Origin of the sequence: Klebsiella sp. Ech2A (assembly GCF_030078455.1) — a bacterium.
Classification (GTDB): Bacteria; Pseudomonadota; Gammaproteobacteria; order Enterobacterales; family Enterobacteriaceae; genus Klebsiella; species Klebsiella terrigena.
In genome coordinates this window covers 1-20556 of record NZ_JAQGFU010000023.1, presented here as the reverse complement: position 1 = coordinate 20556, position 20556 = coordinate 1, and the positions used below count along the sequence as shown (strand labels likewise).

21 protein-coding genes are annotated in these 20556 nt (G+C 53.6%); 15 read left to right on the top strand and 6 right to left on the bottom strand.

Features of this window, described 5'->3' with window-relative positions; all coding sequences use genetic code 11:
- Window positions 1-511 precede the first annotated feature (511 nt).
- A complete protein-coding gene (locus PFH44_RS07595; RefSeq protein ID WP_045857262.1) occupies window positions 512-1252 on the bottom strand; it encodes an SDR family oxidoreductase in 741 nt (246 codons plus the stop codon).
- Window positions 1253-1548: 296 nt separating this feature from the next.
- On the opposite strand from PFH44_RS07595, the gene PFH44_RS07590 reads away from it, so the two are divergent.
- Together PFH44_RS07590 and PFH44_RS07585 are read left to right on the top strand one after the other, a co-directional pair.
- A complete protein-coding gene (locus PFH44_RS07590; RefSeq protein ID WP_045857260.1) occupies window positions 1549-2136 on the top strand; it encodes an LOG family protein in 588 nt (195 codons plus the stop codon).
- The gene (locus PFH44_RS07585) at window positions 2129-2542 is read left to right on the top strand and encodes an NUDIX hydrolase (protein WP_045857258.1); all 414 of its coding nucleotides are present in this window, start codon (window positions 2129-2131) and stop codon (window positions 2540-2542) included. The genes PFH44_RS07590 and PFH44_RS07585 overlap by 8 nt, the downstream gene beginning before the upstream one ends.
- 212 nt (window positions 2543-2754) lie before the next feature.
- On the opposite strand, the gene PFH44_RS07580 is transcribed toward PFH44_RS07585, so the two are convergent.
- On the bottom strand, window positions 2755-3372 hold the full coding sequence (locus tag PFH44_RS07580; RefSeq protein ID WP_045857255.1) for a LysE family transporter: 618 nt from the start codon (window positions 3370-3372) through the stop codon (window positions 2755-2757).
- 515 nt (window positions 3373-3887) lie between these two features.
- On the opposite strand from PFH44_RS07580, the gene PFH44_RS07575 reads away from it, so the two are divergent.
- The 7 genes from PFH44_RS07575 to PFH44_RS07545 all read left to right on the top strand — a co-directional run bounded on the left by PFH44_RS07575 (window position 3888) and on the right by PFH44_RS07545 (window position 10753).
- A complete protein-coding gene (locus tag PFH44_RS07575) occupies window positions 3888-4295 on the top strand; it encodes an ExbD/TolR family protein (RefSeq protein WP_045857253.1) in 408 nt (135 codons plus the stop codon).
- Window position 4296: 1 nt separating this feature from the next.
- The gene (locus PFH44_RS07570; protein ID WP_283824709.1) at window positions 4297-5031 is read left to right on the top strand and encodes an energy transducer TonB family protein; all 735 of its coding nucleotides are present in this window, start codon (window positions 4297-4299) and stop codon (window positions 5029-5031) included.
- A 36-nt stretch (window positions 5032-5067) separates the two neighbouring features.
- On the top strand, window positions 5068-7308 hold the full coding sequence (locus PFH44_RS07565; RefSeq protein WP_283824708.1) for a TonB-dependent receptor family protein: 2241 nt from the start codon (window positions 5068-5070) through the stop codon (window positions 7306-7308).
- A gap of 19 nt (window positions 7309-7327) precedes the next feature.
- Entirely contained in the window at window positions 7328-7975 is a 648-nt protein-coding gene (locus PFH44_RS07560; RefSeq protein WP_045857250.1) for a MotA/TolQ/ExbB proton channel family protein, read from the top strand.
- A 34-nt stretch (window positions 7976-8009) separates the two neighbouring features.
- Window positions 8010-9215, top strand: a complete 1206-nt coding sequence (locus tag PFH44_RS07555) for a phospholipase D-like domain-containing protein (protein ID WP_406627079.1) — start codon at window positions 8010-8012, stop codon at window positions 9213-9215.
- A gap of 446 nt (window positions 9216-9661) precedes the next feature.
- Complete coding sequence (locus PFH44_RS07550; protein ID WP_045857246.1) at window positions 9662-10108, top strand: DUF3290 domain-containing protein; 447 nt, start codon at window positions 9662-9664, stop codon at window positions 10106-10108.
- Between the two features lie 9 nt (window positions 10109-10117).
- On the top strand, window positions 10118-10753 hold the full coding sequence (locus PFH44_RS07545) for a DUF421 domain-containing protein (RefSeq protein WP_283824707.1): 636 nt from the start codon (window positions 10118-10120) through the stop codon (window positions 10751-10753).
- A gap of 329 nt (window positions 10754-11082) precedes the next feature.
- On the opposite strand, the gene PFH44_RS07540 is transcribed toward PFH44_RS07545, so the two are convergent.
- A complete protein-coding gene (locus PFH44_RS07540) occupies window positions 11083-12846 on the bottom strand; it encodes a sensor domain-containing phosphodiesterase (protein ID WP_283824706.1) in 1764 nt (587 codons plus the stop codon).
- Between the two features lie 461 nt (window positions 12847-13307).
- On the opposite strand from PFH44_RS07540, the gene PFH44_RS07535 reads away from it, so the two are divergent.
- On the top strand, window positions 13308-13619 hold the full coding sequence (locus PFH44_RS07535) for a hypothetical protein (RefSeq protein ID WP_283824705.1): 312 nt from the start codon (window positions 13308-13310) through the stop codon (window positions 13617-13619).
- Between the two features lie 96 nt (window positions 13620-13715).
- Here PFH44_RS07535 and alaE read toward each other — a convergent pair whose 3' ends face one another.
- Window positions 13716-14153, bottom strand: a complete 438-nt coding sequence (alaE, locus tag PFH44_RS07530) for an L-alanine exporter AlaE (protein WP_283824704.1) — start codon at window positions 14151-14153, stop codon at window positions 13716-13718.
- 382 nt (window positions 14154-14535) lie between these two features.
- Here alaE and PFH44_RS07525 point away from each other — a divergent pair, with 382 nt between their 5' ends.
- Window positions 14536-15774, top strand: a complete 1239-nt coding sequence (locus tag PFH44_RS07525) for an MFS transporter (RefSeq protein ID WP_283824703.1) — start codon at window positions 14536-14538, stop codon at window positions 15772-15774.
- A 199-nt stretch (window positions 15775-15973) separates the two neighbouring features.
- Here the strand turns inward: PFH44_RS07525 and PFH44_RS07520 are convergent, their stop codons facing one another.
- The gene (locus PFH44_RS07520) at window positions 15974-16246 is read right to left on the bottom strand and encodes a GNAT family N-acetyltransferase (RefSeq protein ID WP_041147122.1); all 273 of its coding nucleotides are present in this window, start codon (window positions 16244-16246) and stop codon (window positions 15974-15976) included.
- 11 nt (window positions 16247-16257) lie between these two features.
- Complete coding sequence (gene yjdI / locus PFH44_RS07515; RefSeq protein ID WP_283824702.1) at window positions 16258-16488, bottom strand: 4Fe-4S mono-cluster protein YjdI; 231 nt, start codon at window positions 16486-16488, stop codon at window positions 16258-16260.
- Window positions 16489-16747: 259 nt separating this feature from the next.
- Between yjdI and PFH44_RS07510 the strand changes: the two genes are divergently transcribed.
- The 4 genes from PFH44_RS07510 to PFH44_RS07495 all read left to right on the top strand — a co-directional run.
- A complete protein-coding gene (locus PFH44_RS07510) occupies window positions 16748-17020 on the top strand; it encodes a YtcA family lipoprotein (protein ID WP_128877237.1) in 273 nt (90 codons plus the stop codon).
- Window positions 17021-17026: 6 nt separating this feature from the next.
- Complete coding sequence (gene mdtN, locus PFH44_RS07505; RefSeq protein WP_283824701.1) at window positions 17027-18055, top strand: multidrug transporter subunit MdtN; 1029 nt, start codon at window positions 17027-17029, stop codon at window positions 18053-18055.
- Between the two features lie 9 nt (window positions 18056-18064).
- On the top strand, window positions 18065-20005 hold the full coding sequence (locus PFH44_RS07500; RefSeq protein WP_283824700.1) for an FUSC family protein: 1941 nt from the start codon (window positions 18065-18067) through the stop codon (window positions 20003-20005).
- A partial coding sequence (locus PFH44_RS07495; RefSeq protein WP_283824699.1) for a TolC family protein occupies window positions 20002-20556 on the top strand: 555 nt, incomplete at its 3' end. The genes PFH44_RS07500 and PFH44_RS07495, both read left to right, overlap by 4 nt.

The following is a 20556-nucleotide window of genomic DNA, read 5'->3' as shown; positions in this document are numbered from 1 at the left end:
AAATTATAGCTCCCGAGCTGCGGACTCCTTTGGCCGTCAGCATCATGATGACGCGACTGACGTATGGTTGCTTGATGGCCTCTCTAATCGTAGCCGCGGCGGCATCAAGAGAGGACATCGTAATACGTGATAGTCAACTTAGGGTGCACAGCCACGCTTTTTTCATCCATGAATATTCCAGGGCGCGATATAACCCAATTCAGTTGGCTTTCAGTCGCCGCGACGTTCGCCCTCCCTTCCCCCGCATATAATTGCCCAAGTTGCGAAGAGGCTTTTACCTCTTCCGGCCATAGTAAGTGCGGATTTATCCGGTTACGTATTCGAAAATTACTTGTTTGTGTTCAGTAAAAAATGACAGTGAACCAGACAGCCTTTGAAGGCCGCCTGAGCGAAAAGCAGACGATTATAGAGTAACGGATCGTTTATTTATTAAGAGCGGGGCCGCTGCCATTTTCCCCACCTATGCAGTGAAGCTTTGAGTCTCTGCTTCCGGAAATGATGGGGGCTAAATTCAGTAATGTACTAGTCCACCGTCTACTGCGTACTGGCTGCCGGTAACATAGGAGGCGTCATCGGAAAGGAGGAAAAGCGCAACTGCAGCAGCTTCTTTTGCTGTTCCTACCCGGCCGAGAGGTACCTGGCTGACCACAAAATCCTCAAACTGCTGACGCGACTCTTCAGGCATAAAATGCCTGAAGTTAGTTTCAACCGGGCCCGGTACCAATGTATTGGCGCGGATACGACGTTCAGCCAGTGCAGAGGCCCAGCTTTTAACCATAGCGACAATAGCGCCTTTCGTTGCGGCATAGAGGCTGGTCATTGCTGCACCTTCATAAACAGAAGAAGATGAGGTGACAAGAACAGACGCACCTGGATTGAGTGATCCAGAGAGGGCTGCAAGCTGTAGCATCGGACCACGGACATTAGCATTCATCATACGAGTAAATGCATCTGCCGTTACAGACTCCGGCGAGCCAACCTCTGCGAAGCCGGCATTAAGCCATAATCCGTCAAGTGAACCCCAGCCGCTTATAGCTGCCTGAAGATCACTTATATCTGCTTCGCTGGCAGCATCGTTTTTCAGAATAAGAGATGACTCAGGCAGCAGGCTTCGGGTGCGCTCCAGTCTTTCATCATTGAGCCCGGTAATGGCTACCTGACCTCCCTCACTAACAATGCGCAGTGCACCTGCTAGTCCCATACCGCTGGTACCGCCAGTAATTAATATACGTTTTCCCTGAAACCTGCTCATGATTACTCCCTCTTTGGCTTTAAATCATCTGTTAACTAACGAAAAATAAACATCAGCCGTCATCTGTTTCATCACGTAACGATGACATTTCTGCTTTAACGTTCGCTACTGGCACTAAACGGCCAAAAACGGATACCTGGTCTGCTATGAGCGAAGAGCAGTCGTTTGGTCTTCAAATCATTTGCCTTCTTTTACTGAAGAATAGCACTCATCCACTTTCCCGCGGGGGACATGTTAAGATGTGCCTCCCTGAATCTCCCATCACGGGGATTTGTTCATTTTTTTGAGGAGAAAATATGCACACCGTGGGCATATTCTGTGGTTCTTCTGAAGGCTGTACACCGGCGTACATGGAGGCTGCTCGTCATGTTGGTAGATGTTTAGCTGAACAGAGTATAAATATCGTTTATGGTGGCGGGCGCGTTGGTTTAATGGGTGCCATAGCCGACTCAGCTCTCGCATATGGTGGTCATGTAACGGGTGTTATTCCAAAATCCTTGCTGGAACGTGAAATTGCCCACACCGGGTTGTCCGAACTGCAGGTGGTGGATAATATGCACCAGAGAAAATCTGTGATGGCAGAATTAGCATCCTGTTTTATCGCATTACCCGGTGGTGCAGGAACTGCTGAGGAGATATTTGAACAGTGGACCTGGGCCCAATTAGGAATACATGATAAACCCTGTGCGTTTCTGAACGTTAATCACTTTTACAATCCTCTAAGAGTGATGGTACATCAGATGGTAAGTGAAGGTTTTATGAAACAGGATTATGCCGATATGCTTCTTTTTTCTGAGAATTTGCACGATATTATCGATTATTTTAAAACCTATACACCACCTGCTTCAAAATGGACAACGTGGAACGGAAATCACCATGCTTGAGCAAAAAACGATTCATATTGCTGCTGCGGTCATGATGGATGACAAAGGGCGATTGCTTCTGGTCAGGAAGAGAGGCACCGTGTATTTTATGCAACCCGGAGGGAAAATTGAGCCAGGAGAAGACGCTCGCTCAGCACTGATTCGGGAACTCAGGGAAGAGCTTAATCTTGAACTATCACAAGAAGAGCTTATCGCGCTTGGCGAATTCACAGATAGCGCTGCTAACGAACCCGGACATCTGCTTCATGCCTGCATGTTCAGCATGGAAAGGCACATTCAGGATGTGAAGCCCGCTGCTGAAATTGAGGAAATTCTCTGGTTATCTCCTTCCAATATCTCGTCCAGTCAACTGGCACCGCTAACGTTAAACAAAATTGTCCCACACGTGTGGCCATCAACACCGTAGGCAATCTGTTGCCCGGTTTCATATAGCCACCTCTACTATCGTCTGGAAGGTGGCTATATGATTATAAAAGTCCCTCATCAATGAACCCTACCTGATGTTAGAAACTTCCGCTATTGGCACGGAGCGGACAGGCTTACTGGGCCAAAGGTCCGCTGTGAGCGACAGCAGACATGAACACTTCGTATCACCAGACGACATCGTACGCGTCAGACTCACTTCAGCAGTAGTCGTATTCCCAAAAAGGCCATAACGCCTCCGCTGAGTTTATCTATAAACTTACGATATTTAATGTAAGCCTGACGTGGCCCGTCAGTTGATAATAAGCATGCAACGACTGCATACCAGAGCACATCAATAACGAATGCCATTGCGGGCAGGATGATGTACATAACAGGCTGAATATTTTTGCTAAGCGCTGCGGAAAAAATACTGGCAAATACCAGCGCAGTATGGGGATTGCTTATTTGCGTAAAAACGCCAGTCATAAAAGCTTTTGAGACGCTTACTTCCTGCGTACCGGCAGAATCATTAAAACGATTTGAAGGACGACGAAACATTTTCAACGCCAGCCATAAAAGATAGCAACCGCCTGCAACCTTAAGTCCTGTGTAAAGTGATGGGATCAGAGTCAGCAGGGTGTGGAGACCTGCTAACGCTATTGCAGCAAAAACAGACGCACCAAAACCCATACCTGCAGCAACAGATAAAGCCGCCCGTCTCGAACTGGACATGGCCATTCGGGCGACGAGAAGAAAGCTAGCTCCCGGGCTCATTGCACCAAACAGGATGGCTACGCCAATAGCAGAAACCGCGATCAAATCACTTGTCATTTATATTCTCCATAATTAATCAGTGTCAGACAGCTCCCTCATTGCTCGAACCGCACACCCTATGAATTTCTCCCAGTTAACAACATAACACTATGCCAACAACGTCCGCTTCTGATACTTAGCTGCCAGAGTAGTGTGCTGAGCCCGCCTCTGGCGAAAAGCTGAAGCTAGCCTTACACCGGTGTGTCGAAAGAATCCAAAAGTGACTGGTCTGGTTTAGCGGGATACTTACAGATGCACTCTTAGCCCGGTTCTCAGGTTTTAGTCTGACCTATACGTCATGATTATTAAAGAGTTACCTTCCCGGACAGGTAATATGTTACATCGCCGCCTTATACCCCAGTAATGTAATGATCAGCTCCTAACCGGAGCCAAAGAGCGATTTATTTAATAAAGCATATGGGTGGCTGTTTTTCACAAAAATGCGTGATTTGTGATAATAAAATCATAAATTTGTAACAAGAAATAAACATAGCGCTTCTATATTGACCCCTTCAATTTTTGGGGGGAGTACCATGCGTAACTGGAGTGAGCCTAAAAAGAATAAAGCCCATATCGAACTGATCCCAATGATCGATGTGATGATGTTTTTACTGGTTTTCTTTGTCCTGATTAGCCTGAATGTGATCCCGGCTCTGGGCCTGAAAACCCAGCTGCCGTCGGCCAGTAGCGCCCAACAGCTTAAACCGCAAAAAAAAGCCATTATCACCCTCGGCGCCGGTGAACAGCTGCAGCTGGACGGCCAACCGCTGGCCCTTGATGCGTTGGTGAAGACCCTAAAGCAACAGCAGCAGGAAAGCCAAACCACCACCATTATCGTGAACAGCGATAAAGAGGTTGCGGTGGAACGCCTGGTCGCGGTGATGGATACCTTACGTCAGGGCGGCTTCTTCTCCATTTCCATCGCCACACGGAAGCAGTGATATGTATCTGCTTTATCGCTCACGTCACGTTGTTAGCTGGCTACCCGCGATAGTTATCGCCGGATGCTTACTATTCGTCAGCCAGCATGCCGTGCTGCAGGTTAAACCGCATTATGACGATACGGTAATGGAACTGTCGCTGGCCGAACCCGAACCGCCGCAGCCGGAGCCCGTCCCGGAACCTCAGCCAGAACTGCCGCCGGAACCTCAACCTGAGCCGGAACCGATTGCTGAACCCGTCGTTCCTGCCCCGGACCCCATTATCCAGGCCAAACCGATTGTTAAGCCGAAACCTAAACCCAGGCCAAAACCGGTCCATGGGAAAGCACCCAAGCCGCAGGAGCGCGTGGCTCAGCAGCCCGCCGCCGTTCGCAGCCCGGTGAGTAAACCAGCCGCGCCGCCTTCTCCTCCGGCGCCGAAAGCGAACGCACAGGCGGTGGAAAACGGCTACCTGCAGGCGCTGCGCCGCGAGCTGGAGCAGCGTAAACGCTACCCGAGCGGCCGTCAGGCTTCACTGGAGCGCCCGCAGGGCAACGTTGAGATCTGGCTGGAAGTCGACCGCAGCGGCAGAGTGCTTTCTTCCGGTATTGCCAGCAAGGCCCCGAGCATGTTGCTCAATCGCGCAGCGCTTAGCTCTTTACAAAGTATCAGCCAGCTGAAGCCCTTTCCTGAAGAGGCCTTTGCCGGACAAAGAAGCAAAAAATTTACCGCAACGTTTAATTATCAGGCTCCATAAAGCCTAATTAATCATTTGTTTTTTATAGGAAAAGAAATGAAGAACTTTAATTATTCTGGGATTGCGTTAGCCGTGGTGTCGGCATTGTTATCGGGTTCCTCGCTGGCGGCGGAAAGCAGCGATGTGGGAGAGATTAACGTCAAAGGGCAGTCGCTTGGCGGCGGTCTGATGGTGCAGGAAGACAGCAGTAAAGCGCGATCCACTCTGACTAAAGAAGCCATGGACAAAGCTCCCGGCGCCAGCAACGCCATCGATATGCTGAAATATACGCCGGGTATGAACGTCAACAGTAATGACGCCAGCGGCCTGAGCGGTATCGACTACACCATGCGCGGGATGAACTCCGATCAAATCGGCCTGTCGATGGACGGCATTCCGATTAACGACTCGGGCAACTACGCGGTTTATCCGAACCTGCTGGGCGATGCGGAAAACCTTGAGCAGATCTTTGTTACCCAGGGCTCTTCCGAAGCGGATGGTCCGCATATCGGTTCCAGCGGCGGTAATATTGGTCTCGTCACAAAGCGTCCAGCGAAAGAGTTCGGCGGCTTCGTCAAGCAAACGCTGGGGAGCAATAATCTCAGCAAAACTTTTGCCCGCCTGGAGACCGGTGAGTATAACGGCTTCAGCAACTGGCTCTCATACTCGCATACCGAGGCCAAAAAATGGCGCGGAGAAGGACGCCTCTATTCTGATAAGTTCGAGATGAACTCACTGTACGAGGATGGGAACGGCAACAGCAGTAACCTGATCATGAAGTATAACCGCCAGGATAACAGCAACTACAACACCCTAAGCAAAGCGCAGTTTGAAGAGGATACGCGCCAGGACTACTCAACCACTCCGGCCTATAACAACAAAGGTCAGCTGAACAAATATTACAAGCTTAACCGTAACCCGTTTGAAACCTTCACCCTCTCTTTTTCACAAAGACTGCAGCTGCGGGACAACCTCGCGTTGACCGTTCAGCCCTATTACTACTGGGGTAACGGCGGCAGCTTTACCGGTCAAACGGCCTCGGTGCTGTCTAATACCTCCGATAAAGCCGGACAGTACGACCTGAGCAATTTAAGTTCCAATACCTATTACCGGCCTTCGTGGACCCAGACATGGAGACCGGGCGTCACCACCAAATTGAAGTGGGATATTAACGACGAGCACAGCCTGGATATCGGCTACTGGTATGAGCGTGCGCGCCAGTCGCAGACCCAGCCGTTTATCAGCATTCAGGATGATGGCAACCCGGCGAACGTCTCCGGTAAACCAGGCGGATCCGATCAGGTGAAAGACGCCAACGGCAACACGGTACAGGGCCGTAACCAGTACACCATCACTCCGGCGCAAAAAGTATGGCTTCAGGATACCTGGTTCGTGACGCCGGACTGGACGCTGGTGGGTGGGCTGGCGTATCAGTACGTCGAGCGCATTGGTGATAACAAAGGCAGCCTGTATAACGCCCCGGAAAAACGTAAGGCGACCTATCATGAATTCCTGCCGAATTTTAGCATCAGCTACAAGCCGGATATGGAAAACCAGCTGTTCTATAACCTGACGCGCAACATGCGTACGCCGCCAAACTACGTGCTCTATAACGTGGGCGATTCAATCAGCACCAAGCCGGAGCTGAGCTGGAACCACGAGCTGGGCTGGCGTTTCCAGCGTGAAGATATGCTGCTGAGCGCGACGCTTTTCTATATGCGCTATACCGACCGTCAGATTTCGACCACCAATGCTGACGGCGACTACGAAATGATGAATATCGGCAGCGTCGAAAGTAAAGGCATGGAGCTGGAGTGGAGCGGTAAGCTGCCGTACAACTTCAACTACTACACCTCTTACACCTACACTCATTCCGAACAAAAAGATGACATTGTCAGCAACGGCGGTAATCCACTGCCAACGGCGGGCAAAACGGTACCGAACGTCCCGAAAAACATGCTTAACATGTCGCTGGGCTATGACGATGGCCTCTATTACGGCAGCTTCGGCGGTAAATACGTCAGCTCGTTCTATGGCGATTTGACCAACGATGAAAAAATCGGCGGGCGCACGGTCTTTGATGTTGCCGCGGGCGTTCATCTGCCGGTGGACAAAAAGATTGTTAAAAGCGCCACCCTGCGCTTTGGCATCGATAACCTGTTCGATAAACAGTACCTGACCTCCGTACGCTCGACGACCTTTAACGCGGCTCCTTACGATGGCGTGAAGGCCAGCACCCCGTATTACAACGTCGGCGAAGAGCGCACCTTTAGCGTTTCGCTGGAAGCAACCTTTTAATTAACCGGAGGGCACTTTGATGGATGCCAACCTGATTCACGACATTATTTTCTACGTTATGTATGCCGCGCTGGCGATCGCCGTGGTGATACTGGTCGAACGCGGTCTCTATTTTTCGTGGGCCCAGCGTCAGGCTCAGCGCTTTGAGAAGGCGTTGACGCCGGACGTCCGCCGAGTGTCGGACCTGCCGGAATCGCTGACCGGGCGCAATAGCCTTCCGCTGACCGTTATTCTGCCGGTACTGGAGAAAAAACAGACGGCAGAAGACCGGGAGGCGATGAGCGATTTGATTGACGCCCAATATCTGCTGAGTAAACCACAGATGTCGCGCGGGCTGTGGATGCTCGAAACCGTGGTAACCGCCGCGCCGTTGCTGGGTCTGCTGGGTACGATACTGGGGATTATGGATACCTTTAAGGCGCTCTCCGCCTCTGGCGTCTCTGACGCCAGTATGGTTTCCGCCGGGATGGGCACCGCGCTATACGCCACCGGTCTGGGGATTGCGATAGCGCTGCTGTGCCTGGTAGGGAATAACTACCTGCAAAGCCGCATGGAGCGCATTAACGAGCTGCTGAAAGTGCTGCTGATCCGCGCCGGAAGCCCGGTCAATCGTCCGGAACAGGGCGGTAATCGCTGGGAAGGGCGCGAGGCGCAGCGCTATGCCTGATTATCGTCGATACGGGTGGCCGGGAGGCCGCCTGATGAGTCTGGTCGCGGGCGCCTGGATGCTGTTAAGCCCGCCCGCGCAGGCGGAATTCTCGATACCAGGCTACGAGCTGGTATATAACGCGCCGCAGGAAACCACGCTGCAGAATAATGATTTGCGCAATGCTGCCGAAGTCTGGCAGCAGATGTTTGACTCGGCGCGCAGCCATATCGATCTGGCGCAGTTTTATGTGGCAAATGAAAAAGGCTCTCTGCTGGACGGCGTGCTGAACCATCTACGGGCCGCCGGAGAACGGGGAGTGAAGATTCGTTTTCTGATGGAGGAGAAGGGAGTTGGCCTTTCGACGCCGGAAACGCTGGCGGCCCTGAAAACGATCCCGAACCTCGAGCTGCGGATTATTCCGTTCCATCGGCTGACCGGGGGGATTGTCCACGCCAAGTATCTGCTGGCGGATGGCAAAGAAGCCTTTGTCGGTAGCCAGAATTTTGACTGGCGCGCGCTGGAGCAGATTCAGGAGACCGGCTTGCGAATCAGCGATGCGCAAGCGGTGCGGCAAATTCAGGCTATTTTCGATCAGGACTGGCAGGCGCAGGCCCTGCTTGAGGAGAATAAGCCGGTGCCGAAGCTGGCATGGCAGGCTTCGGAGTCGCCTCCGCAGGGCAATTATCTGGTTGCCAGCCCGCGCGATTATAACCCGAGCGGGGTGATTGACTCGCAGGTTGAACTGCCGCGTCTGCTGGCCAACGCCAAATCGCGGATCCGGGTACAGGTGATGGATTATGCGCCGCTATCGTGGGGAGAAAAGGGGAAGCGTCCCTTTTACGCCCCCATTGATAACGCCCTGCGCAGCGCGGCAGCGCGTGGTGTACAGGTTGAACTGATGGTTGCCAGCTGGAATCTGAAGAAGCCGGATGTGTTCTGGTTAAAGAGCCTGTCGCTGGTGCCTAACGTTCAGCTGAAGGTGGTGACGATCCCTCCCGCAAGCCGTGGATTTATCCCGTTTGCGAGGGTGGTTCACAGTAAGCTGATGACTATCGACGGCTCGACTGCCTGGGTGGGGACCAGCAACTGGAGCGGGGGCTATTTTGATAACTCGCGTAACCTTGAGCTGGTGCTGAATAGTGCGCCGATGGCCGAGCGTGTAGATGCGCTTTACAGCCAGCTATGGAACAGCCGCTATGCGGAGCCGATCAAGGTTGATTTTGATTATCCGCTCCCCCACCCTGCCCGTGAACACTAATAAAAACGTAGCTGATGATTCAGGCGGGTACTCTGTGATTACACAGCCCGTCTTACCTGAACGATACATACCTGTACAGAAAGATGTTGCGGATTGCAAAACGCCTTCATGCCCAAGTAATGGATGATGATGGTACGATTTACAGTGACGAATCACAGTTGAAGTATGATCCCTCAAATAACGCTTAAAGTCTGCTGTTGGCTGGCAGAGGATAGGCTGACTGGTCCTCAGGTCTGCTATGAGCGAAGAGCGGGAGATTTGAACGCATACTTATATCGCGGCGCCTTGAGTAATAGAAAACTGTTCACTTCAGCTGGCTTAATGGATAATGACAAATTTCAGCCGATGACTGATAATTACTAGTTGTTAAGTAACATCAGGGCTGAAAGAGGCTATATGTTACTATAATAAAAATGGGCTCTTGAGGGGTTAGGGATTATATAGTTATGAGATTTTATGGCATCGATTATCTACAAATGCAATCTAGCATCAATGATTATTTAAAATACATTGTTATATTTAGTGCGTTATTTATCCTGATCGTTGTTTTTAGCCTGTATATGCGCCATCGTCTGCAAACGAAATACCGTGACTTAACGATCATCGTTTTCTTATTTTTACTCTTCATTTCTGGTGTTCAGTATGCAGATTATACCGATAGCCAAAATATACACTCCCAATCATCACAAATGGTTAACTTTATTAGGTTGTTATCACAAGAAAAAGGAGTGAGTGTCAATTCTATATTCTCCAGTTCAATACAACTTTCGGATGGCATTATCGTTAAAGTTAATGATTTTTATTATCGCGTTAACTTAAGTCCGGATCAAAAAACATACAGCTTAGCAGAGGTTTCGTTAGTAACCCCAGATATAGAAATCATGAAAAACTGAGGATTGGAAATGATAATTTATACACCTATCATAATAAAATTGGGACTGGGAATACTGTGCTTAATTGTTCAAATAAATCTCATGGGAAAAGGAAATCTGGCCCCTTCATCCGCAATGGATCAGGTTCAGAACTATGTGCTAGGAGGGATTATCGGTGGCGTAATTTACAATGAATCGATAACAGTACTACAATTTGTTCTAGTATTAATCATATGGACTTTTCTCGTCTTTGTTCTCAAGTTTTTAAAAGAAAATAATCGATTAGTTAAGAGGGTTCTTGATGGGAAGCCTATTACTTTGGTACATAATGGCAGTGTTAATGTTAAGGAATGTTTACGCAACGGTGTTTCTGCGAATGATTTGATGTTCAAATTAAGAGCAAATGGCATTTACGAAATAGAACAACTTAAACGCGTGGTTCTTGAACAGAATGGTCAGTTAACAATTATACAATGTGGTGATGAAAATATACGCTATCCAATTATAGTGGATGGTTTGGCCAACCATGATCTGCTCGAAATACTTAACAAGGATAGTGACTGGTTAGAAAATGAAGTTATAAAGCAAGGCTTCAATAAAATCAGTGAAGTATATTTAGGTGAGTATTTATCAGGTAGAATTAATTTATACGGATATGAAAAGTAATATCCCCCCCTCTACTAAAAATCAATACTAAATTGATAGTATTGATTTTTAGTAGAGGGGTAAGTGTCAGTATCAGGAGGCTGCCATTTCTGATGTACCTCTATCTCAGCGCACTAGCATCAACATCCGCTTTATGGCACAAAGCAGACCCGGTCACTGAGCCGAAGGTCCGCTGTGAGCGAGAAGCGTAAGTTAGAATTTGGCATGATTACCCGGATGCAGGACTAACATTGGCGTCTGATAAACAATGGAGAACAGGTCAGGGTGACCAACTCCCTTCTTATTCATACAGTACGGGCAAGCGAGCATACGTGTTTATCTTAACTCGTTCACTTTAAGGCTTCGTCTCTGCCGTGATACCAGGCTTCAAAAGCATCGGGGGTCATCGGTTTGGCCAAAAAATAGCCCTGAACTTCATCGCAGCCCAGCCTTCTTAAAATATCAACGGTACTGGCATCCTCGACCCCTTCGGCCAGAACGATATAGTCGAGCTGTTTGAGGAGTGTGATAACGTTGCGAACAATGATGCGGCTGGCCTTGTCGCGAGCAACCTTACTCACAATAGAGCGGTCAAGCTTGATGATGTCCATCGGGATTTGTCGCAGGTAATTAATGTTGCTGTATCCGGAACCAAAATCATCCAGAGATATTTTAAATCCGCGTAGTTTGAGCATGTCCAGGCCGATAAGTGCAGCGGGGCTTTCCAGCATCTTCTCGGTCTCCAGACACTCCACCCCCAGCAGGGCGGGCTCCAAACGCGCATCCAGCATTTTCTGTTCCAGCTCATCGGCGAAATCTGGTCTTGAAAAATCACTGGCGGCCAGATTAATCGACACGGGTAAAGAAAGTCCACGGCTTTGCCAGGCACTCAGTTGCACAATAGTGTGATCGATAACCCACGCTGTGAGCTCACGCATCAGGCTGGTCTTCTCGACCAGAGGAATAAACATACCCGGCAACACTTCGCCGTTTTTAGGGTGTTGCCATCTCAGCAACGCTTCGGCCCCCGTCACACGCCCTGTCACCAGTGAGATTTTCGGCTGATAAACCAGATATAAGCCCTGGTTTTCATATATAGCTTGTCTGACTTCGGTAAGAAGGCTGAAATCAGCCTTCTTACGGGTATCCAGTGCGTCATCATAGACTGTAAACCGGCGCCCCTGACTTATTGCTTCATGCAATGCGCTGACTGCACGTCGCAGAATTTCATTCGATGTCAGAGATTTATCGCAAAGCCCGGAGTCACCCATGTGAATATCCAGATCAAGGGGGACTTCAGGGGTGATCCTGGCCTGGATCCCCTGCAGGCTTAGAGAGATATCTTCTAATGTCAGAGCTTTCTGCTTATGGGTAAAAAAGGCAAATCGTCCGACTGCCACGGCGTAGAGCAGTCCTGCTAAAGGTAGGCGGGTCTGCAGTTCTGCGACCATATTACGAAGTAGATTTTCTACGGCAGTCATACCGAGTGAGCGAGCCATTTCGTAGGCTAATGGCATATCAATGCAATCAATGATGACGAGCCTGAATGCGCCTTCAGCTGAAACCTCGATATCCTTCAGCAGTCGCTGCCGGTTTGGTAATAGCGTGACTATATCGATGTAGCCGACGGAGTGCCACGAGGCCAGAAAATCCGATATAAGGCCTGCCATCTTTTCAAAAAGATCGAGCTGCTCGTCTGAAAGTTCCCTGGGCTGAGTATCGAGGATACACAAGGTACCTACGGGTACTCCATCCTGGGTTTTAAGTGGACACCCGGCATAAAAGCGAATGAATGGAGCTTCTTTTACCGCGTGATAGTCACGAAAGGTAGGGTGCTGATGAGTGTCATGACAAATGGATGTCTTACTCTGTTTCAGGGTCTGTACGCAAAATGCCTCGCTCAGGCTGGTTTCCGTAACGGCAACATTCTGGGCGGATTTGATGTATTGCTTTTCATCATCGAGAACAGAAACAAAGCCCATCGGCATGTTCAGCAACTGGCATATTAGATGAGTATATTTTTTTAACGCGTCATCCCGACCCTTATCAGGATTTTTCAACAAGTCGATTGCCGCAAGTCTTTTGCTTTCATCTCTGCTGAGATCGGTCAACATAGCAAGGCATCCCCTGGTGCAGTAGGCTTTTCGGTTGTTCCACACTCGCAGGTGGCATGTATCATTCTTCCAATGGCATGTTGTAATACATACGCTGTGACCTGCCTAAACTCTCACATTAAAATGTTTCCCGTTGATTGTCTCCCGGAAATGTCGCCCCTGGGCTACCCTGTCATTCTGCCCATCAGCCAAAGACTGTCATCTCACATGCTGAATGCGAGATATTTGACCAGCAGCTATGAGCGATTGACCTGTTCCCCATTGATTAATACATCAGCGGCATTAGCAACATCCGCTAATGGCACAAACCTGCCCAGCAATATCTTGACCCGGACGTGGTATAAATACTGCCCTGTCACATTAATCTATTTCGTACTACAGCAGCATGCTCTGCGAAAAATACACAATAAAGTACCTTCCGGTGGTATGGTTATGCTCTCGCCACTTGAGAGGAAAAGCTAATGATTGTAAGGACCTGGCACGGCTGTGTTCCGCTTGAACATGCGGAAGGTTTTGCGAAACACCTGGAAAAAACAGGCGTGGAGCATTCAAGGAGCATACGCGGAAATCGAGGCGCGTTTGTGCGCAGGGAAAGCCAGGGGAACTGGGAGCATTTCTTTTTGGCAACTTACTGGCAGGATCTGCATTCGGTAAAAGCCTTTGCGGGAGAAAACTATCACGTGGCCGTGACTTATCCGGACGACGAAGCATTTGAGCTCCTGTCCGATCCTTACGTTTTCCAGCATGTTGTAGACGCTATTTCACCGCTTTGACTTTATTTCCGGGGCTCCTGACTATCGGTTACCCGGACTTGCTTCAATATTCGTATTAATCCAAAACGCCAACGTCCGCGCCGAACGCAGCCCCCTTCAGTCACCCAACGACATCGGCTTGCTGCCTCCGGGAGGCAGGCCGAATAACTTACGCACCCAGTTAAGAAACGCGCCGTAGGGCCGTCCCAGGCAAAGCATCATCAGCGCGGCGCCGAGAGTGCCCCGCACCAGCCCGCTTCCCGAAGCACCGCTGAAGGCAATAATCAACGCATAGATCGGCACCTGAAAACTGACGAGAGCTGCGCTGTCCCAGAGCAGCTGAGACACCCGACCGGGGCCGGCGCGCCGCATCAGCCAATCCCGCCAGATACCGTAGGGCCTTGCGACAGGAATCATCAGCGCCGCCCCCAGCAGGCGGGCGTGAAGAACCTGCTCCCAGGTCATACCGGCAATCATACGTTCATTAATAATGCCGGTTGTCGTGAAGAAGAGGATCAGCGCAGCGGTATCTGCAATAAATGCGGTCCGACGCATCGACCGTTCCGGGGGTTGAGGCAAGTTACGTTTCCTGTCGTGGTGGGAGGATTAAACGCCTTCTCATTCACCGAGAAGCCTAAAACTATAGCATACGGGCATTCTGCGGGACCGCGGCCGCCCTGAGACCCGCCGTAACCGAAACCATTTACCTGCCGCTCCCTCCCCCCGGATTACCGGCCTGCCAATACTTAGACGCGCCTGCTGAAACCCATTTAAGATAATTAATCGCATGCTCAGCGCACGCCTCGCCACTGCCCGAACGGCCAGGATGTCGCACTCTGAAATGTGCAAAAAAAGATAAGAAGCGCCCGTTACGGGCGCCTCACCAGGCCGGCACAAAGATGCTGGCCGGAATATTGGCTTTGAATGGGATAAGACTATGGGTTCACAGGTATCCGCAGCGGAAGATTCTCTCCTGCGGCACGGGTCGTTCGTCACCTTTTGGCTGGCGCGCACCTGTTCATCGTTTGGCTTTCAGATGTTCTCGGTTGCCGTTAGCTGGCAAATTTACGCCATCACCCACAGCGCGATGGCGCTGGGGATGATCGGCCTGATGCAGTTCCTCCCTTCAGTGCTGCTGGCCCTGCCCGCCGGACACCTCGCGGATCAGTTCGATCGCCGGCGCATCGTGCTGCTAGGCCAGCTCATCGAATGGGCGGCGCTGCTCGGGCTGGTGGCGCTGACGCTGCTGCACTGGGCGGATAAAGTTGAGATTTGGGGGCTGGTCTTCTTAATCTCGGTGGCAAAAGCGCTGGAGTGGCCGGCGATCACCTCGATGCTGCCGGCGCTGGTGCCGCCGCCGATCCTCGCCCGCGCGATGGCGGCCAGCTCCGTTGGGGGACAGGCGGCGGTAATTATCGGCCCAACCCTGGGCGGCCTGCTGTACGTCGCCGGTCCGGAAGTGGTCTACGGCGTCTCCGCCCTGTTCTATCTGTTCTCGATTGTGCTGGTGAGCCGGCTGCGCTACGAGCGGCCGCCGCAAACCCGCCTGCCGATGAACCTCAAGAACCTGTTTGCCGGCGTCCATTTTATCCGCGAGAGAAAAGACGTCCTGGGCGTGATCTCGCTCGATCTGTTTGCCGTGCTCCTCGGCGGGGCGACGGCGCTGCTGCCGATCTTCGCCCAGGATATTCTGCACACCGGCCCCTGGGGCCTGGGGATGCTGCGCGGGGCGCCATCGGTCGGCGCGCTGCTGGTGGGCGTCTGGCTCAGCCGCAACAAGCTGGAGAAGAACGTGGGCCTGATCATGTTCGCCTCGGTGGCCGGCTTTGGCCTGGCGACGCTGGTGTTTGCGCTCTCGACGAAGCTGTGGCTCTCCATGCTGGCGCTGGCCACGCTCGGCGGGTTCGATATGGTGAGCATGGTCATTCGCGGCGCGCTGGTGCAGCTGGATACGCCGGACGATATGCGCGGCCGGGTGAACGCGGTAAACGCCATCTTCATCAATACCTCGAACCAGCTCGGCGAGTTTGAGTCCGGCCTGCTGGCGGCGTGGATGGGCGCGGTGCCGGCCGCGGCGCTGGGCGGGATTGGCACGCTGGTGGTGGTGGCGATATGGATGACCATTTTCCCGCACCTGCGCAAACGGCAGAAGCTGGAAAATGAAGGCACGACCTGATATCAGCTGATGCCGCGTGCTTTATGCGCGCAGCCGCAAACGTGCTGCCGAAATAATATTGACGCGCGCGGCTGCGGCCAAAAATTCTGGCTAAGCTCTTTCTAAAGAAATAAGCACCAGAAAAGAGATCCCGGATGTGGCAAGCGAGTCTGCGGTTATCCCCTAAAATTTAGCGCCGGCGAAAGCCGGCGTATTTATATCAGGCGCGGATATCATCGTATTCGCGGGTATTATCAAACTCGTGTTTAGCAAACGGACATAGCGGGATAATTTTACGCTGCTCGCCGCGCATTTTTTCCACTACCTTGGCCACCAGCTTTTTACCCACGCCCTGCCCTTTCAGGCTCTCGTCGACGTCGGTATGTTCAATAATGCTGAGATGCTCCCCGGTGGGGACAAAGACAATTTCGGCGACCTGATTGCCCTCGGCGTCATTGACGTAAAACTTGTTGTGGCCTTCCAGTATTTCCATCACGTCCTCACTTATTTTTGGCGATACTTCAGGGCGCCGCTCGGGCAGGTATCGATGACGCGCACGACCGTGGCGGCATCCACCTCGTCCGGCGCGATCCACGGCTTACGTTTCAGATTGAAGAGCTTCGCGCTACCGCGTACGCAATTCCCCGAGTGCTGGCAGATTTCCGTATTGAAGTAGACATCGATTTTCTCTCCGCTGTAGACGCGAAACCCCGCGTCCAGTAGCTGCTTATCCATGACATTGCCCCATTGTTTTTATTGTTCAGACCCTAAGCATAGTCCTGGCGGAAGGCGCTGACTACGGGCAGCGGCAGAAACCCTTCGCCCCTATTTCTCCGCCCCTGCCATCATTAATGCAAAATAAATGCGTTTATATTCACCCGCTTTGTAAAACCCGGCCTCAACCGGCGGCAGAAATATAGAACTTGAGTCTTCCTGATTGCACCCAGTGAGATTAAACTCATTCCATATGATATGAGCGCTCAGGAGCCCTCCCTTGAATCGAATAGTGAAACTGGCCCCTCCGGCACTATTATTAACCGCGCCTTTCATTTCCGGCTGCTCTTTATCACCGGCGATCCCGGTATTAGGCGCCGCATTTCCCGGCTGGTTCTTCTGTTTATTGGGCGGCGTATTTTTACTCATTCCCTGCCATATCCTGATCGTTCGCCGGGGCTGGCAGCCGCGATTTTCGCCGCTGGTCTTCAGCTACCTGGCGCTGATGTTCCTGTTCGCCACAATCCTGTGGTTCCTCTTCTTTGTTAACTAAGCCGCTATGACAAACTCCAGCCCAAGCGTATTACGGAAAAAGTGGCCCCTGCTGGCCCTCGTCCTCGCCGCGATCGTGGCGCTTATTGTGGTTATCTGGCAGCTCCAGACCTCGCCGGCCACCAACGACGCCTACGTCTATACCGACACCATTGACGTGGTGCCGGAGGTGAGCGGGCGGATCGTCGAAATGCCGATCCGCGACAACCAGCGGGTGAAGAAAGGCGATCTGCTGTTCCGCATCGATCCGCGCCCCTACCAGGCGATGCTCGACGACGCCAAAGCCCGGCTGACGACGCTGGATGCGCAAATCATGCTGACCCAGCGCACGGTTAAGGCCCAGGAGTACAACGCCCAGTCGGTGGCCGCCGCCGTCGAGCGCGCCAGGGCGCTGGTTAAGCAGACCACCTCTTCCCGCACCCGCCTCGAGCCGCTGGTGCCGCAGGGCTTTGCCTCGCAGGAAGATCTCGACCAGGCGAGAACCGCGGAAAAGGCCGCCCGCGCCGAGCTGCAGGCGACGCTGCTGCAGGCGAAGCAGGCCTCCGCCGCCGTCTCCGGCGTAGACGCGATGGTTGCCCAGCGGGCGGGGATCCTGGCGCAGATTGCGCTGGCGGAGCTGCATCTTGAATTTACCGAAGTCCGCGCCCCCTTCAACGGCGTGGTGGTGGCGCTGAAAACCACCGTCGGCCAGTACGCCTCGGCGCTCAAGCCGGTGTTTACCCTGATGGATGACGACCGCTGGTACGTGATCGCCAACTTCCGCGAAACCGATCTTAAAAACGTCCGTCCGGGCGTTCCGGCGCGGGTTACCGTGATGACCAACCACGACAGAATCTTCTCCGGAGTGGTGGATTCCGTGGGCTCCGGGGTGCTGCCCGAAGGCGGGAGCGTGATTGAAGGCCTGCCGATCGTCCAGAAGAGCATCAACTGGGTCCACGTTTCCCAGCGCTTCCCGGTGAAGATCGCCGTCAAAGATCCCGACCCTGAACTGTTCCGCATGGGCGCCTCCGCCAGCGCCGTGCTGCAGCCGCAGTAAGGGGACGGCATGCAGAACTTCTGGTCGTTCCTGAAGCGGGAACTCCGCGATGTGCCGGGCCGGGCCAACTATACCCTGCGCCTGACGCTGAGCTGCGCGGTGCTGATCGTCCTGTTTATGACCCTGCAGATCCCCTTCCTGGCCGTCGCGCTGATCGTGGTGTTTTACGTCAGCCAGCCGAACGTGCTGATGATCAAGCTGGTGAGCGTGGTGTTTTTTATCACCGTCAGCGTGGCGCTGGGCTGCGTGCTGCTGATCATCAAATGGACCTATGATTATCCGCTGATCCGCCTGGTGGCCTCGGTGCTGCTGTTTTTCGGCGCGATCTACCTGATGCGGGTGCTGGGCAAGCTGGGGCTGGCCTTCTTCGTGGTGGCGCTGGTGGTGATCTACGCGCAAACCTTCCCGTCGATGACCAGCCAGAGCGAGATCCTGGTGCGCCTGCTGCTGTGGCTGTGGGTGGTCATTAACACCGCCATCGTGGTCACCCTGCTGGTGAACGCCTGTTTTCAGCAGGCGTTTCCCGGCTACCAGCTCAAGGCGCGGATCGTCGTCCTGCTGCGCCAGGTTGCGCAGCTGCTCGTGCAGCCGGGGCCGCTGAAAAACCAGCCGACGTTTAAAGAGATCGCCGAAAACTTTGCCCAGCTAAACGGCCTCTATAAGCAGGCGACCCGCTCCAGCCCGGAGATGGCCGCCGACCCGCAGGGGTGGCAATCGCTGATGGCCGCCGCGCTGCACTGCTATCACCTTGCCGCGCTGCTTCAGCCGGGGAATGACCATCCCGCCGAGCGCCGGCAGCTCTCCGCCGCGCTCTCAGCATTGGCGGAGAACCTGCGCGCCGACGCCCTGCCCGCGCGGCCGGAGATCGTCGCCCGGGATAGCGCCAACGGCGTGATCCTCCAGGAGATGGCCGCCACCCTGGACAAGCTGGCCCGCGGCGAAGCGGTTGCGCTGCCGGCCGGGGAAGAGGAAAAGGCCCCGCTGCTGCTGCCCGATGCGTGGACCAATCCGGCCTACCTGCACTTCGCCCTCAAAACGCTGCTGGCGACCCTGCTGTGCTACGTTTTCTATACCGCCGCCGACTGGCAGGGTATCCACACCATTATGCTGAGCTGCGTGATTGTCGCCCAGCCGGGGCTGGGGGCAACCCTGCAGAAAACCTGGCTGCGCATCGGCGGCGCCCTGCTCGCTACCCTGCTGGCGCTGCTAATGATCGTCTACGTTCAGCCGCACACCGAATCCATCGTCGGGCTGCTGGCGATGACTCTCCCGGTAATGGCGCTGTCGGCGTGGATTGCCGCCGGCTCGGAGCGCATCGCCTACGCCGGGATCCAGATTGGCTTTACCTTTTCGCTGGCCTTCCTCAACTGGTTCGGGCCGCTGGCTAATCTCACCGAGCTGCGCGATCGGGTTATCGGCATCCTGCTCGGGGTGCTGGTGTCGTCGATCGTCCACCTCTACCTGTGGCCGGATAGCGAAGCCCTGCCGCTGAAATCGCGCCTTGCGCAGCTCTACCGGCAGATTGCCGGCTACCTGCGCGCCGGGGATGATGAAGTCAGGCTGGTGCCGCTGTTTCACTCCCTGAACGGCGCCGAAACCCTGATGCATCGGGTGGCCGCAGAGCCGCTCAACGCCTGGGCCCATCCGCATCCGGAAGCCAAAGCCTGGCCGGTCAAAGCGACCTGGCTTCAGGCCCAGGAGATCGTGCGCTTGAGCGAAGGCTACCGGCTGTACGCCGCGCCGGGGGATGATTTTCTCCCGCGCAGCGCCGCGCAGCTTCAGGCCTACGCCGAGGATATCGAGCGCCAGCAGCCCGCACCGGCGCCGCCGCGCGCGCTGCATCCGGATCCCCGCAACCCCTTTGGTCCGCCGCTGGCGACGCTACTGACGACGTTACCGACGTGGTCGTCCGCATCTTCAGATCTTCCGCGACAGGCAGATAAGTCATGAGAAAAATGGACACCGCAGCCCGCTACCTGCGCTACTCACCCCTCGCTTTCCTCCTGCTCGCCGGGTGTGCGCTGATTCAGGACGATCCTTCTCAGGTCAGGATCGTCAACCCGCAGCAGGCGGAGCTCGCGCAGGTGATTCATCTGGCGAACAGCGGCTGGCCGACGGCCAGATGGTGGGAAGGCTATGACGATGCCCAGCTCAACATGCTGGTGAACCGCGCCCTGCAGAACTCCCCGACCATGCAGGCCGCCCGGTTGCGCATTTCGCAATCGCAGTCAACGGTAGAGCTGGCGCAGTCGGCAATGGGCGTGCAGGCCACCGCGGTGGCGGCGCAAAACCGCCTGCGGGTGACCAACAAGCAGTTCACCTGGCCCTACTCCTACTCTCTGCCGGTCGATAAAAACGGTCCCTGGTACACCCTGAATACGGTAGGCGTCGGCGCCACGCTGAATATCGATCTCTGGGGAGCCGACCGCGCCCACGTCGCGGCGGCCATCGGCGAGAAGAACGCGCGCCAGGCGGAAACCGCCGGTATCGAGCTGGATCTC

Bases quoted from the DNA above. Each gene is read 5' to 3' on its own strand.
- PFH44_RS07595 (WP_045857262.1), bottom strand. From the start codon at position 1,252: ATGAGCAGGTTTCAGGGAAAACGTATATTAATTACTGGCGGTACCAGC.
- PFH44_RS07590 (WP_045857260.1), top strand. From the start codon at position 1,549: ATGCACACCGTGGGCATATTCTGTGGTTCTTCTGAAGGCTGTACACCG.
- PFH44_RS07585 (WP_045857258.1), top strand. From the start codon at position 2,129: ATGCTTGAGCAAAAAACGATTCATATTGCTGCTGCGGTCATGATGGAT.
- PFH44_RS07580 (WP_045857255.1), bottom strand. From the start codon at position 3,372: ATGACAAGTGATTTGATCGCGGTTTCTGCTATTGGCGTAGCCATCCTG.
- PFH44_RS07575 (WP_045857253.1), top strand. From the start codon at position 3,888: ATGCGTAACTGGAGTGAGCCTAAAAAGAATAAAGCCCATATCGAACTG.
- PFH44_RS07570 (WP_283824709.1), top strand. From the start codon at position 4,297: ATGTATCTGCTTTATCGCTCACGTCACGTTGTTAGCTGGCTACCCGCG.
- PFH44_RS07565 (WP_283824708.1), top strand. From the start codon at position 5,068: ATGAAGAACTTTAATTATTCTGGGATTGCGTTAGCCGTGGTGTCGGCA.
- PFH44_RS07560 (WP_045857250.1), top strand. From the start codon at position 7,328: ATGGATGCCAACCTGATTCACGACATTATTTTCTACGTTATGTATGCC.
- PFH44_RS07555 (WP_406627079.1), top strand. From the start codon at position 8,010: ATGAGTCTGGTCGCGGGCGCCTGGATGCTGTTAAGCCCGCCCGCGCAG.
- PFH44_RS07550 (WP_045857246.1), top strand. From the start codon at position 9,662: ATGAGATTTTATGGCATCGATTATCTACAAATGCAATCTAGCATCAAT.
- PFH44_RS07545 (WP_283824707.1), top strand. From the start codon at position 10,118: ATGATAATTTATACACCTATCATAATAAAATTGGGACTGGGAATACTG.
- PFH44_RS07540 (WP_283824706.1), bottom strand. From the start codon at position 12,846: ATGTTGACCGATCTCAGCAGAGATGAAAGCAAAAGACTTGCGGCAATC.
- PFH44_RS07535 (WP_283824705.1), top strand. From the start codon at position 13,308: ATGATTGTAAGGACCTGGCACGGCTGTGTTCCGCTTGAACATGCGGAA.
- alaE (WP_283824704.1), bottom strand. From the start codon at position 14,153: ATGCGTCGGACCGCATTTATTGCAGATACCGCTGCGCTGATCCTCTTC.
- PFH44_RS07525 (WP_283824703.1), top strand. From the start codon at position 14,536: ATGGGTTCACAGGTATCCGCAGCGGAAGATTCTCTCCTGCGGCACGGG.
- PFH44_RS07520 (WP_041147122.1), bottom strand. From the start codon at position 16,246: ATGGAAATACTGGAAGGCCACAACAAGTTTTACGTCAATGACGCCGAG.
- yjdI (WP_283824702.1), bottom strand. From the start codon at position 16,488: ATGGATAAGCAGCTACTGGACGCGGGGTTTCGCGTCTACAGCGGAGAG.
- mdtN (WP_283824701.1), top strand. From the start codon at position 17,027: ATGACAAACTCCAGCCCAAGCGTATTACGGAAAAAGTGGCCCCTGCTG.
- PFH44_RS07500 (WP_283824700.1), top strand. From the start codon at position 18,065: ATGCAGAACTTCTGGTCGTTCCTGAAGCGGGAACTCCGCGATGTGCCG.